This window comes from Verruconatronum alginivorum (assembly GCF_056590205.1).
In genome coordinates this window covers 588,542-602,732 of the sequence record NZ_JBWPVQ010000001.1, presented here as the reverse complement: position 1 = coordinate 602,732, position 14,191 = coordinate 588,542, and the positions used below count along the sequence as shown (strand labels likewise).

General features: G+C 62.3%; 7 protein-coding genes. 6 read left to right on the top strand and 1 reads right to left on the bottom strand.

Annotated elements, in window-relative coordinates; translation table 11 throughout:
- The first annotated feature begins 239 nt into the window (after positions 1–239).
- The 4 genes from ACWUI2_RS01990 to ACWUI2_RS01975 all read left to right on the top strand — a co-directional run bounded on the left by ACWUI2_RS01990 (position 240) and on the right by ACWUI2_RS01975 (position 8,486).
- Positions 240–1,547: a hypothetical protein gene (locus ACWUI2_RS01990; protein WP_486981186.1), complete on the top strand. Its 1,308-nt coding sequence runs from the start codon at positions 240–242 to the stop codon at positions 1,545–1,547.
- Positions 1,548–1,551: 4 nt separating this feature from the next.
- Positions 1,552–2,439 (top strand): Gfo/Idh/MocA family protein, encoded by an 888-nt coding sequence (locus tag ACWUI2_RS01985; RefSeq protein ID WP_486981185.1) that lies wholly within the window; start codon positions 1,552–1,554, stop codon positions 2,437–2,439.
- 12 nt (positions 2,440–2,451) lie between these two features.
- Positions 2,452–3,165, top strand: a complete 714-nt coding sequence (locus ACWUI2_RS01980) for a DUF6250 domain-containing protein (protein ID WP_486981184.1) — start codon at positions 2,452–2,454, stop codon at positions 3,163–3,165.
- A gap of 1,757 nt (positions 3,166–4,922) precedes the next feature.
- A complete protein-coding gene (locus ACWUI2_RS01975) occupies positions 4,923–8,486 on the top strand; it encodes a DUF4962 domain-containing protein (protein WP_486981183.1) in 3,564 nt (1,187 codons plus the stop codon).
- Here ACWUI2_RS01975 and ACWUI2_RS01970 read toward each other — a convergent pair.
- Positions 8,483–9,907: a cryptochrome/photolyase family protein gene (locus ACWUI2_RS01970; RefSeq protein WP_486981182.1), complete on the bottom strand. Its 1,425-nt coding sequence runs from the start codon at positions 9,905–9,907 to the stop codon at positions 8,483–8,485. The two genes, ACWUI2_RS01975 and ACWUI2_RS01970, sit on opposite strands and share 4 nt — an antisense overlap.
- Before the next feature lie 209 nt (positions 9,908–10,116).
- Here ACWUI2_RS01970 and ACWUI2_RS01965 point away from each other — a divergent pair, with 209 nt between their 5' ends.
- Both ACWUI2_RS01965 and ACWUI2_RS01960 read left to right on the top strand, forming a co-directional pair.
- Positions 10,117–11,286, top strand: coding sequence for a metallophosphoesterase family protein (locus ACWUI2_RS01965; RefSeq protein ID WP_486981181.1), 1,170 nt, complete (start codon positions 10,117–10,119; stop codon positions 11,284–11,286).
- Positions 11,287–11,319: 33 nt separating this feature from the next.
- Entirely contained in the window at positions 11,320–14,073 is a 2,754-nt protein-coding gene (locus ACWUI2_RS01960; protein ID WP_486981180.1) for an AAA family ATPase, read from the top strand.
- The last annotated feature ends 118 nt before the right edge of the window (positions 14,074–14,191 follow it).

The following is a 14,191-nucleotide window of genomic DNA, read 5'->3' as shown; positions in this document are numbered from 1 at the left end:
TATCAACTGAGCAATAAAACCCAATCAGCCGATCCATTGAAATCGCGAAGAGTGGAAAAGATACACAGTTTTCCTTTCACGTATCAATTTTCGGTTTGTCCCGGAGAGAGGGTTGGGAGAGGATCGGTCTCCGATACCCTCTTGCTTGAACGTCTTATGCTTTTGAATACAACTGTGTCAGCCACCGAACTCCATTTTATCTCACGCGGGCAACCCAGGCAAACCGGGAGGGATCGATCATGAGTCCCGCCACCGCCGCCGTTTTGTCCAAAGTGAGGATTCGGGAAGCCTCGGTGGAGTTCATCGAACAACCATTTTTGAAGCCGCTGCAATTGAGCTCCGGCTTGATCACGAAAGCGACCGAAGCCCGGGCGACCGTCCGCGTCGAGGTCGGGGGGCGCGACGGGATCGGTCATGGTTCGATTTACCTGAGCGACCTCTGGGCCTGGCCGGGAGCCCGTCCCGACCGAAGCGCCAAGGATGTTGCGATGCGGAGCCTTTGCGTCCGTCTGGCGGAAGATTTGGGGAAGCACTGCGGGGGCGAGTCCGCCCATCCGTTGGAACTTGGCCTGCGGTTGCATCATGCCTTGGGGGAAATGTCCGGCGAGGCCGGGATGCCGCTGTTGGCCCAATGTGTCTGCGCCAGTATCTTCGATGCCGCAATCCATGACGCGGCCGGGAACGCGCTGAACAAGAGTGCCTTTGCGTTTTACGACGAACCGGTCGCGCTGCCGAGCGCGGACCGGTATTTCAAAGGGGAAAGCGCGGCGGCGGCGATTCGGTCGGCCCTGCGGGAACCGGTGGACGAATTGGATGCCTGGTGGATCGTCGGGGCGAGGGATGACTTGGAAACGACGCTATTGCCCGCGGTGCGGCGGAGCGGGTTTCGTTGCATCAAGATCAAGACCCTCGGGGCCGACAATCAGGAAGACGCCCGGCGAACCTCCGAGATTTATGAATTTCTCCGTCAGGCCGGGGTGGAAAAGCCGGTTCTCTCCATCGACAGCAACGAAGGGAATCCGGATGCCGGGGCAGTGAACGATTATTTGGAGCGATTGGAAAGGATCAATCCGGCGGCGTTCGAAGCGCTCGCCTATCTGGAACAACCGACCTCGCGCGACATCGAAGGAGACCCGCAAAACTGGAGCGGCGTTTCCAGGCCGGTCTTGCTCGATGAAGGGCTGACCTCGATCGAGCTTCTGCCGTTGGCCTTGGAACAACGGTGGGGTGGTCTCGCGTTGAAGACCTGCAAAGGGCACAGTTTCGCCCTGACCTCCGCGGCGTGGGCGGTGGAGAACCGGATGTCGCTCGCGTTGCAGGACTTGACCAATCCCGGCTATTCGGCGATCCACGCCTTCCTCTTCGGGGCGCATCTGCCGATGATCAACGGAGTCGAGATCAACTCCCCGCAATACACCCCGGCGGCCAACGAACCATGGTTGCCGGAATTCCGGGACTTGTTCGAACCGCAGGACGGGAAGCATCGTTTTGAAGTCGGCAAACATGTCGGACTCGGCGGGGCGGTGTTGGGGCCAGACAAAATCTGATCTTATGATAAAAATCGGTATTATCGGACTTGATACATCCCATGCGACGGCGTTCACCCGCCTGCTCCACGACGAGTCGGCGGAGCATCACGTTCCGGGAGCGCGGGTGGTGACCGCGTTTCCGGGAGGCACGCCCGGGTTTCCCATGAGCATGGACCGCGTCGACGGCTTCACCCGGGAGATGCGAGGGACCTATGGGGTGCGGATCGTCGATGCGATCGAAGAAGTCGGCGAAGGTTGCGACGGGATCCTGTTGGAATCGGTCGACGGGCGGCTTCATCTGGAGCAGTTCCGCAAAATCGTCTCGTGGAAGAAGCCGGTCTTCATCGACAAGCCATTGGCGGTGTCGGTCAAAGAGGCGGAGGAAATCGTCGCTTTGGCCCGCGCGTCGGAGGTGCCGTTGATGAGTTGCTCCAGTCTCCGCTTCGCGGTGGCGTTTCGCCGGGCGTTGGAAACGGAAGGCGCCGGGGAAATGACCGGGATCGACGTGTATGGACCGATGGCTCTGGTGCCGGAGATGCCGGGACTTTTCTGGTATGGGGTGCATTGCGCCGAAATGCTGATCGCCGCCCTGGGACCCGATTTCGCAGAGGTCACGGGATTGCACACCGAAACCCATGATGTGATGGCGGTGCGCTGGAAAGACGGGCGTCTCGGGACGTTCCGGGGGAATCGCAGCGGCAACAACCAGTTCGGCGGCACGGTTCACTTTGCGGGACGGAGCGTCCCGTTCCAAGTCGATCGGGAGCGGGACCGCCCCTATTACGCATCGTTGTTGGAGCATATCATTCCGTTTCTAAAAGGAGAACGGAACGCCGCGCCCGGAGAAGAAGCCTTGGCGGTGGTGCGTCTGATGGAAGAAGGAAACCGGGTCTTGCGGATCGGAACGTAACAGGATTCGAACGTGAGGATTTTGGATACATTCGGGGCTTCGGTTTGGGTCGCACTGACCTTCTCCGCGACCCTTCTGTCGGTCGCGGTCTTCGCCGACGTGGAAGACCGGTATGACGTGCGACCGATTTTTCGCGAAAGCTTCGACGACGAAACGTGGACGACGCGTTGGGCGGTCGAAGGAAACAGCCAAGTCGAAGTCTCCGATGGACGGTTGTGGATCCGCCGCCAGGATGGTCCGGAGGCAAGTGTGGCAACCGTTTGGATACGGGAGGAGTTGCCTCGGAATGTGTTCATTCGCCTGCGGGCGGGCGTGGTCGGTCCCCAGGAAGAGAATGCCGCGAATGTGAACCTCATTTTGCACGCGCGCGAGTTGGATGGGTCGCCGCTGCGATTCGGTCGGAGCGGAGCATATTCGGAGTATCATGAAATTCCCAACTACATCGTTACTCTCACCGGTGGAAGCCGACCCGGGCACAGCCGGGTGCGGCGCAACCCCGGATTTGAGATGGTGAGCGAATCCCCCCGACGCTCGGAGGTCGGCGAGGAGTATGAAGTCACCCTGACTTATGTCGACGGACGCCTCCGGTATTATCTCGATGGCGAGCTGATCCACGATGTCCGGGACGACCATCCGCATCCTCCGGGGAAGTTCGGGCTCCGCACCTTCAGCACCGACATCTGGTGGGACGACATTGAAATCGGGGAAATCGTATCCCAGCCGTGAATCTGTTGACGATCCATTCGATGAAACTTCATTGTTTATGCGGGTTGCAGGGCCAAATCGGAGGGCTGGCTTTTCGCCGATCTTCTTCTGAGCCTGACGCCGACGGGGGACGGCAGGATGCCATCCCTCCCAGTAGCGGGGAGGTATTCTTCTGTAGTCGGGGTGGCTCCGCCTCCCGACAGCGGCGGCTGGAGACGGTTGGGCGAATGTTCGATTCCGCGCGTTTCCGAGGGGATCGAATGGCTGCCGCGTTTTGGACACCCAACGGTGGGGCGGCAAAGCCAACCCCACTACGCGATTTCGGATTTTTGTTGTCCTGCGGGTTGCACGCCGACGGGGGACGGCAGGATGCCATCCCTCCCAGTGGCAGAAAGATTTCCTTCTGTAGTCGGGTTGGCTCCGCCGCCCGACAGCGGCGGCTGGAGACGGTTGGGCGAACGTTCGATTGCGCGCGTCCCCGAGGGGATCGAATGGCTGCCGCGTTTCGGACACCCAACGGTGGGGCGGCAAAGCCAACCCCACTACGCGATTTCGGATTTTTGTTGTCCTGCGGGTTGCACGCCGACGGGGGACGGCAGGATGCCATCCCTCCCAGTAGCGGGGAGGTATTCTTCCGTAGTCGGGTTGGCTCCGCCGCCCGACAGCGGCGGCTGGCGACGGTTGGGCGAATGTTCGATTCCGCGCTTCGCCGAGGGGATCGAATGGCTTCCGCGTTTGGGACACCCAACGGTGGGGCGGCAAAGCTAACCCCACTACGCGATTTCGGATTTCTGTTGTCCTGCGGGTCGCACGCCGACGGGGGACGGCAGGATGCCATCCCTCCCAGTAGCGGGGAGGTATTCTTCTGTAGTCGGGTTGGCTCCGCCGCCCGACAGCGGCGGCTGGAGACGGTTGGGCGAATGTTCGATTACGCGCGTCGCCGAGGGGATCGAATGGCTGCCGCATTTCGGACACCCAACGATGGGGCGGCAAAGCCAACCCCACTACGCGATAGAGAACTTCTGGTTTCCTGTGGGTTGCACGCCGGCGGGGGACGGCAGGATGCCATCCCTCCCAGTGGCGGAAAGATTTCCTTCTGTAGTCGGGTTGGCTCCGCCGCCCGACAGCGGCGGCTGGAGACGGTTGGGCGAACGTTCGATTGCGCGCGTCGCCGAGGGGATCGAATGGCTGCCGCATTTCGGACACCCAACGATGGGGCGGCAAAGCCAACCCCACTACGCGATAGAGAACTTCTGGTTTCCTGTGGGTTGCACGCCGGCGGGGGACGGCAGGATGCCATCCCTCCCAGTGGCGGAAAGATTTCCTTCTGTAGTCGGGTTGGCTCCGCCGCCCGACAGCGGCGGCTGGAGACGGTTGGGCGAATGTTCGATTCCGCGCGTCGCCGAGGGGATCGAATGGCTGCCGCGTTTCGGACACCCAACGGTGGGGCGGCAAAGCCAACCCCACTACGCGATTTCAGATTTTTGTTGTCCTGCGGGTTGCACGCCGACGGGGGACGGCAGGATGCCATCCCTCCCAGTGGCGGGGAGGTTTCATTCCGTAGTCGGGTTGGCTCCGGCGCCCGACAGCGGCGGCTGGCGACGGTTAGGCGAATGTTCGATTCCGCGCGTCGCCGTGGGGATCGAATGGCTTCCTCGTTTCGGACACCCAACGGTGGGGCGGCAAAGCCAACCCCACTACTCGATACGAGTTGGGGGGGGAGCGGAGTTTCATTCCATTTTGTTCCCTGGCCCTGAACCTATCGACAATCCTTTTATATGATGAAAAAAATCTCCCTGACTTTCCTCCTCCTTCTTCCTCTCGCCGGATGGGCGTTCGACGTTGACACTCGTCCGCAGCCGGCGACCCATCCTCCGCTCACTCCGCTCGATGGCGAGGCGGTGTCGATGAATCCCCCGCCAATGATCTGGCGGGTCGACGCTCGGGCGGCGGAATATATTCTGGAAATGTCATCCGATCCGGAGTTCGGAGAAGTCGGGGTACGGGTGGAAGGGATCGACCTGCCGTTTTACAATCATTCGAAGGTTTTGGATGAAGGGGAATGGCATTGGCGGTATTTCGTGGTGTCCGCCGACGGGGAAGTTTCCAAACCGTCTCCCGCGCGAAGCTTTCGGGTGGAGTCGGGCGCGCTGGAGTTTCCCGTGCCGCCGACGCGCGAGATTTTAGAGTCGATGCCCGGGCATCCCCGGATCTTCACCAACCCAAGTGAATTGAACGCCTTCCGGGAGCGCAGGCATGGTCCCGCCGCCGAAGCTTGGGGGGAAGTCGAATGGCGGGCCGACCAAGCGCTCGGACGCACGCCGGAGCGTCCGGGAAATCTGACGGATATGCGGGTGCGGCTGCCGGAAGGCCCGACGCCTGGGATGGAAGGACGCTGGCGGGAAGGGGAGGATGTCCGCCGTCAGGTCTTCTGGCCCGAAGGTCCGCTCTGGAAATGGTCGCCCGACTACGTCACTACCGACCTAGCCTCAGACGCCGGCCGGGCCGACACGCTTTCGTTTGCGTATTTGATTTCCGGTGACGGCCGGTATGCCGAATCCGCCCGGGAGTGGCTCTTGTTTCTGTCGGACGCCCGGATCGATTACCATTTGGAGGACCGCGCCCAACACGACACGGTGGTCTACGGCGGAGTCGAAGTCGCCTTGAAGGCGATGGCGTTGACCTTTGATCGCATCCACGGGCATCTGGATGAAGCGGAGAGGGAGCAGGTGCTTGATTTCATCGAGTATCACGGCGAGGCGGCCTATCAATGGCTGCGGGACCGTATTGGAATTCACCTTACGTATCAGAGCTCCCATCCCCAGCAGTGCATGCATGCCTTGCTGACGACGACGCTGGCGGTGGCGACCCATCGGGACAGTTTCGACGAATGGACCGATTATCTGGTTCGGCAGTATGTCAACCGGATTGCCTGGACCAGCGAGGACGGGGGGTATTTCGAAGGGCAGACTTACGCGCATAAGTTCCGCTGGATTCTGGAAGGATTGGTCGCGATGCGGACGGCGGCAGGGCTCGATCTTTTCCAGCAGCCTCATATTCGGAATTCCGGGCAGTTTTGGCTGTATTGTCAGTCGCTCAATTACTGGTTCCACCATGGCGGCGACGTTTACAGTCTGATCTGGCCATGGGGAAACTCGGCCGACGCCTACATCACCAACCTGATGGCCTCGATGAACACCGATCCGTATCTCCAGTGGTGGTCGGATACCGTGTTCGCCGATCCGCATCACATCCCGTTCCAGTATCTCTCGCAGACCGATCTGGAAGCGAAACCGCCGATCGACATTCCGCAGGCGGCCCAGTTTCCGGAGACGGGCCAACTGACGGCGTTCGACCGTTTCTACGATCATTCCAGCGACCGGATCTTCTTCCGGAGCAGCCAATGGGGCGGACACAGCCATGCCCATGCGGATCAAAACAACTTCGTGATTCATTCCCGCGGGGAGATCCTCGCCGCCGATCCGAGCTATTACACGTTCTCCGGCGACGACTACCACGTTCGGTGGAGTCAATCGACCCATACCCACAATACGATTCTGGTGAACGGCCGAGGGCAACCGACCCGCAGCATCGACGCGAAAGGTGAAATCTCCGGCTTCTTTCACTCGCCGGACTACACCCTCTTCCTCGGCGACGCTTCCCGGGCTTACGAAGAACCGTTGGACCGGTTCGAGCGGGCGGTGCTGTTTGTCCGTCCCGGATTCTACGTGGTTTACGACGAATTGCTGGCGGACGAACCGAGCGAGTTCACTTGGTTGTTGAATACATTCCAGGAAGCGGAGCTGGAGGAAAGGAACCGGACCATGACCGTCGCCCAACAGGACCGCCGCCTCCGGGTGCGGCACCTGTTGCCGGAAGGACTTTCCTATGAACAATCGAACGAGCGGAAAATCCCCTTTTTGACGCGGGCGTGGTCCCGCTACACCAAAGTGTTTCCGGAAGCGTGGAACATTCGGGTGACGACGACCGAAAAGGAAACGGAGCCGCGTTTCCTCGCGCTGATGAATACCTATTCGGCGACCGATGGTGACACCATCCGGGAACAGCGCCTCGTGGAAAACGAGACGACGGTGGGCCTCGTCTATGCCACCGAAGGAATGGAGGAAACGGTGTTGTTCCGCCGGCATCTCCGCCAACCCACGGAGATCGCCGGGGAACGGATCCGGAGCGACGCGATGGCGACGGCGGTGGCCCGTGACGAGGCCGGCGACGTCCGCCGGTGGATGATCGCGGCGGGCTCCGCTTTGACCGCCGACGGTCGGAGGTTGGTGCAATTGGAACAAGACGCGGATGTGGCGGCCGCCCTCGGGATCGCGGCGGCGCGCGGTCGATTTTCGATCATCGGCAAGGATTTGCAACAGATCCGGTTGTATGTCGGCGACCGGCCGGAGATGGTTTGGCTGGCGGAGCCGAACGCCGTGGCGAACGGGAAGTCGGTGCCGTTCGACTGGGCCGACGGCGAGTTGTCGTTGCCATGGCCGGGAGGGGAAGGGGTGTTCTGGATCGACCCCGAACCGGCATTGTTGGCCACTCCCGCCGATGTCGAGTTGCACGTGACGGACGCATCCGGGAGTTACATTTTGCCGATGCGGGTCGCGGTCGCGGAAACCGGCGATTGGGTGGCGTATGCGGAAGGCGCTCCGCGGGAGCCGGGCCGGTATCGCCTGACGGCGACGGGCGCGGCCGCCGAACTGTTGATCCAGGACAGGTGGGATCCGGTGCAAAGCGCCCACGGCGGAGAGAAGGTTGAAGGAGTTTGGCGGGAAAAGTCGGAGCTCTTCTTCCGATTCGCGCCGGGGGACGAAACGCCCCGTTTCGAGGCGGTCTTGGCCGACGGCTTTGACGGCGGGTTCGCGAATCTGTTGCGCAACGGAAACTTCGAGGAAGGGATCCCGGATTATCCGCCGCGCGGGTGGACGGTCGCCCCGACCCGGCCGGTGGCGAATGACCCGGATCCGGCGGAACCCGGTTGGCCGGAATGGAGCCAGGAGGAGTCGGTCGCCGGGGAATCGGCGCTCAAGTTCTTCCGTCCCCGCAATCTGATCGCCCTCCGCAGTCAACCGATGCGCTTGGGCACCGAAGGGCGCTATCTCCTTCGATTTTATGCGAAAGGGGACGCGACGCATGCGCGGGTGCGGGTGAGCGGCCAACGTGGAACGGGCGGAAGCATCCGGATCCATCCGTCCGAAGAATGGCGGGAATATCGTCTCGAAATCGAAATGTCTCCCGGATACACCGAAATCTGGATTCAAATGTCAGCCGGAGGAGAGCCTGACCAACTCCTTTGGGTCGACGAGATGGAATTCGGGCCGTTGCCTTAACGGCGGCGGGAAATGGACTCGAAGGCGTGCAACGCCTGGTCGCGGGCGACCCGGTGGTCGACGATCGGATGGGGATAGTTCTTGCCCAATTCGACGTCGGCCGCCTGGAGCGTTGCCGGGGAGGCCGTCCAGGGGCGGTGGATGAAGCGGGCGGGTAGACGGCTTAGTTCAGGGACGAAGCGCCGGACGTAGGCACCGTCCGGATCGAACTTTTCTCCTTGGGTCACCGGGTTGAAGATTCGGAAAAAGGGAGCCGCGTCGACTCCGCAACCGGCGACCCATTGCCACCCCATCGTGTTGTTCGCCACGTCGGCGTCGACCAATTGATCGCGGAACCAGCGGGCGCCCTCCTGCCAGGGAACGAGAAGATGTTTCGTCAGGAACGAGGCGACCATCATCCGGCTTCGGTTATGGATCCAGCCCGTCTGCAAAATTTCGCGCATGCCGGCGTCGACCATCGGATAACCGGTTCGTCCTTCTCGCCAAGCCTGGAGGGCGAATGATTTCCGCCACGGAAATTCCGCGAACGCCGGTTTGAACGGCTCGTTGCAGGTGTGCGGGAAATGGTGGAGGACATGGTAGGCGAACTCGCGCCAGAGGACCTCTTTTTTGAAAACCTCCGAGCCGCCTCCCGCTCTTTCCTGCAGGACTCGATGGATCAATTCGCGGACGCCGATTTGGCCGAAGTGAAGGTAGGGAGAAAGCCGGGAGGTTCCCGGTCGGGCGGGGAAATCCCGCGAGCGATGGTAGTCGGACAACCCCTTTTCGAGGAAATCATCCAATCGCTGAAGGCCCGCTCGCCGGGTCGGGTGCCAATGCTCCGCGAGCGAGGGTTTGTCGCCGTCGCCGGAAAGCAAGGCGAGATCGGCCAAGGTTGCGGAGGGGATTGCTACGACTCCCGCGATCTCCCGGATCGGAGGTTCGGCAACCGGTTTGGTTTGGCCGCGTCCCGCGACCGCCCGGGCGAACGGTCCGAATACCCGATAGGCATCCCCGGAGGCGGTGCGGATCTCGCCGGGATCGAACAACAACGAGCTGTTGAATCCTTTCGTTTCCACGCCGGATTTCCGGAGGTCGCGCGCCACCCGCACATCCCGTCGGTCCAGGGATGGGGTGTAGCAATGATTCCAATACACCGCGCCTGCCCCGCTAGAGCGGACGAGTTCGTCGAGGGCGGTGGTCGCCCGCCCGGTTCGGATCGTCAAAGGGGTTCCGATCCGGTCGAGTTGGGCGGCGAGGTCTTCCAAGGCGAAGTGAAGCCACCACTTTGAGGCGCCTCCCGGAGCGGACTCGCCTTCCTCCTCGGGCGCGTGGATGTAGACGGGCAGGACCGGTCGACGGCTCTGGACCGCTTCGGTCCAAGCCGTGTTATCCTGCAACCGGAGATCCCGGCGAAACCAAACAATGATCGGGGAGGCCATATCTTATTCAAAAACGTGGTGCGAAGGTCGTGTTCACCGGGCGAGACTGCAACCTGGGAGGGGAGATTTCGAGACCTTTCTTTGCCGTCTGGATCCCGGGTTAATGGCTCGGCTTCGCGGGCGTTTTCCCCGTGCTTGCGTTTTGGTCCGCTATCCGTTGGGCTCCCCGGTGAGTGGTTTTGCTCGCGAGCGTCGGCGAGGATTTTGGGATGAAATTTTTACACACGGCAGATTGGCAACTTGGCAAACCGTTCGCTCGGGTGGACGACGTCGACAAACGGGTGCTGCTTCAGCAGGAACGGATCGAAGTCATCAAACGGATCGGGGTGACGGCGCGCGAGCATGGGGCCGCTTTCATCCTGGTGGCGGGCGATTTATTCGATTCCTCCAGCGCCGGGAAATCGACGGTTTCGGCGGCGTGCAGTGCGATTGGGCAATTGGCGATCCCGGTCATCGTTATCCCGGGCAACCACGACCACGGAGGCCCGGGGAGTTTGTGGGAGCAGGAGTTCTTCCAACGGGAGCGGGCAGCGCTCGCTCCGAACCTCACCATTCTCCTCACGCCCGAACCGTTTGAGACCGACCAGGCGATCCTTTTTCCTTGTCCGTTGACCCGGAGGGCGGAGAGCGTCGACACCACCACCTGGCTTCGTTCGGCGGATCGGTGGCGTCGGATCGAAGGAGGGAAACCTCGGATCATTCTCGCCCATGGCAGCGTTCAGGCTTTTGGCGCCCGCTCGGGCGATGAGGAGGATTTCGACGGCCATGCCGCCAATCAGCTCGACCTCGGGCGCTTGCCGGAGGCGGAATACGATTACCTCGCCCTCGGGGATTGGCACGGGGCCAAGCGGGTTGGTCCGAAGGCCTGGTATTCCGGCACCCCCGAACTCGATCGCTTTCCGAAAGGGGAGGAAAACGACCCCGGTAAAGTGCTCGTGGTGGAGGTCGAACGCGGACAACCGCCGCAGGTCCTCCCGGTGAAAACCGCCCGATTTCGCTGGAACGCGCTGGCGTTCGATTTCGCCGGGGACTCCGGCATCGTCTCTCTGGAAGAGCAATTGACGGAACTTCTCGGTCAGCGGGCCAACGAAGATCTGGTGCAACTTCATTTGTCGGGAGCGGTCGGCATCACCGACTCCGCCCGGTTGGAGCGGTTGGTCGAATCCCTTCGGGCGCGATTGTTGCGGGTCAAGTTGACCGACGAAACCACCATCGCTCCGACGGCGGAGGAGATCGACGCGTTGACCCGGCGCCAAAGCGATCCGCTGATCGCCCGGGTCGCGGCCCGCCTGGTCGAACGCGCCGCCGGGCCCGCCGACGAAGCCGCTGTCGCCGCCATAGCCTTGCGGGAGTTGCACGCCGCCGTGGCCCGGACGTGATCCCATCGCCGCCCATTTGAATCGATTTTCGCCATGCATCTGATCTCCGCAGTCGTCCGAAACTACCGGGTCCACCGGCAAATTTCCGTGCAATTCGATCGGGCGCGCAACGTCGTCGGCGGTCCGAACGAGACCGGCAAGAGCACCTTGATCGAGGCGATCCATCGGGCTTTGTTTCTCCGGAGCAAGGCCGGAGGCGAAGTGCAAAAGGCCATGGTCTCCAATCTGCCGGGAGTTTCCGGTCATCCGGAGGTCGAGGTGGCGTTTCACGCGGGCGGACGGGATTACCACCTGAGCAAGCGTTTCAGCGGCGGGCAAACCGGGGTCACGAAATTGACCGAGGCGGGAGGGGAGACGTGGACCGGCGATGACGGAGAAGAGCGGTTGGCGGCGTTGTTGGGTCTTGATTCGTTGGTCGGAGGTCAAGGCGCGGCCAACAAACTCGCCCAGCAATGGGCTCACCTATGGGTCTGGCAGGGGAAGAGCGGCGAGGATCCGTGCGCCCACGCCGGCAGCGAACACGCGACTTTGCTCCAGCGCCTGCAGGAAACCGGGGGTGCGGCAGCGATGCAATCGGAGTGCGATAGCCGGGTCGCCGCCGAATTTGCTCAACTTTCCGGCGGGATTTTCGGACAGAAAGCCCAACCGAAAAAGGGGTCCGATCTCGAAAAGGCGCAAGCCGCCCTGGGGGAAGCGGAAGCGGTCCGTGACCGGGCCCGCGAGCGGGTGGAACGCCTGCGCCAAGCCGTAGCCGCATTCGAGCAGGCGGCGGGGATTATCGCCGGCGCGACTGAGGACCTTCGTTCGTTGGAAGCCGACCGGGCCGCCGTGAAGGCGAAGTTGGCTCGCGTCGAGAAATTAGGCAACGTCGAACGGGCTCAACAGGTCGAAGCCTCCGGCGCGGCCGACAAATACCGCGGACTGAAAAAGGCCGACGATCAAATCGCTGAATTGCGCGCGAAGATCGCCGCGTGCGAAACCTCCCTCGCTCCGAAGAACACGGAACTCGCCCGGGCCGAAACGACCGTCGGCACCGCCCGGGAAACGGCGGAACAGGCCGAACGGACCTACCTCGCCGCCGGCGAGGAGACCCGGACCGCTCGTTTGCGCCGTGATCTGGCGGCGGCCTTCCTGCAATGGATCGAGCGAAAGACGACCGTCGATCAACTCGCGGCGAAACTTGCCCAGATCCAGTCCCGGGGGGAAGGGTTGGCCCGGCTTCGCAAGGATGTGGCCGCATTGCCCGAAATCGACGGGCGGAAATTGAAGAAATTGCAAGCCCTTGAGAGCGAGGCTCAACAGGCGACGGCGGCTTTGCGGGCGATGGCCGCCGGGATCGAGGTGCTCGCCACCGATCAAACGGTGCGGGTCGGCGCGGCGAATTTGGGGATCGGGGAAAGTGAAACCGTTACCGAAACCACCGAGATCGCCATCGGGGACTCGGTCCGGTTGCGGATCCGACCCGGAGGAGGGGAGCGCCTGGCCGAGGCCCGGAGCGCCGCCGCCGAGGCGGGACGGAAACTCCAAAGTTCGCTCGACGCTATCGGAGTCGAAGACGTCGCGGCGGCGGCGGAAACGGTCGCCCGCCGAACCGATTTGCAAAACCGGATCGGACAAGAGGAACGGATTTTGGAAGAAATGGAGGCGAAAAAACTCCCCGCCCAGCTCGCCGCCGCCCGCCAGGAGGAGGCGATGGTCCGGGCCGACGTCGAACGGAGACGGGAACGGATCCGGGAGGTGACGGAACCCGCCGATCACGCGACGGCCCGGTCTCATCTCGGCGATGAAGAAGAAGCCCTCCGTTTGGCCGAGCGAATGGAGGCCGAGTGCCGCAGCGCCCGCGACTCCGCGCAGAAGGCGTTGAAAGAGGCCGAGCAGGAGCGGACCCGCATCGGGCAATCCCTCGAAACGGAGACCGCCGCCCTCCGCGGGTTCGAAGCGCAACACCGGCTCTTGCTGGAAAATCATGGAAATGACGAGATCCGGGCGAAAGCGTTGGCCGAAGCGGATGCGGCGCGGAGGGTCGCTGAACGGGAATTGGCGGAAACCCGGGCCGCCCTGGCCGAGTTGCAGCCGGAGCTGTTGCAAGGGGACCGGGTGCGGTTGCACCGGGCCTGGGAGGAAGCCAATCGGAGATTGGAGGAGGCGAAGATCCGTCAAGCCGAGGCGAAGGTGGAGCTCCGGTCGGATGGCGGCGAGGATCCGCAAGGGGATTGGACGCTCGCCGAAGCCCGGGTTGAATCGGCCCGGCAACGGCTGGAAGGTGTGCGGGTGAAGGCGGAAGCGATCCGTTTGTTGGATACACTGTTCACCGAGGAGCAGCAAGCGATGGCGGACCATTTCACCGCTCCGCTGGTCGAGAGAATCTCCGGTTACTTGCAATGCCTGTTCGGACCCGGGGCTCGGGCGGCGGTGACTCTGGGGGATGGCGCTTTCACGGGGATGCAATTAATCCGGCCGGGGCACGGGGCGGGGGCGGTGGCATTCGACAGTTTGAGCGGCGGCGCCCGGGAGCAAGTCGCGGCGGCGGTCCGCCTCGCGATGGCGGAAGTGCTGGCGGGGGACCACGGCGGTTGTTTGCCGGTGGTGTTCGACGACGCCTTCGCCTATTCCGACTCGGAACGGGTGAAAACCCTCCAGCGAATGCTCGATCTGGCCGCGAATCGCGGATTGCAGGTGATCGTCCTCACGTGCGCCCCCTCTGATTACGCCGGACTCGGAGCCCGTCACGTCACGCTCGCTCCCGATCCGTCCGTTCCCGACCTGGCAGAAACCGCGGCGAATTGAATCTTCATTTAGCTTTAAAACAGCAGTATATAGCCGCGAGAAGGCACAAAAGGCGCAAGAAAAGGAACTGAAGCGGGAGGGCCGAGTTACCTAACCGGTGACTGGTTTATCTTCGCCT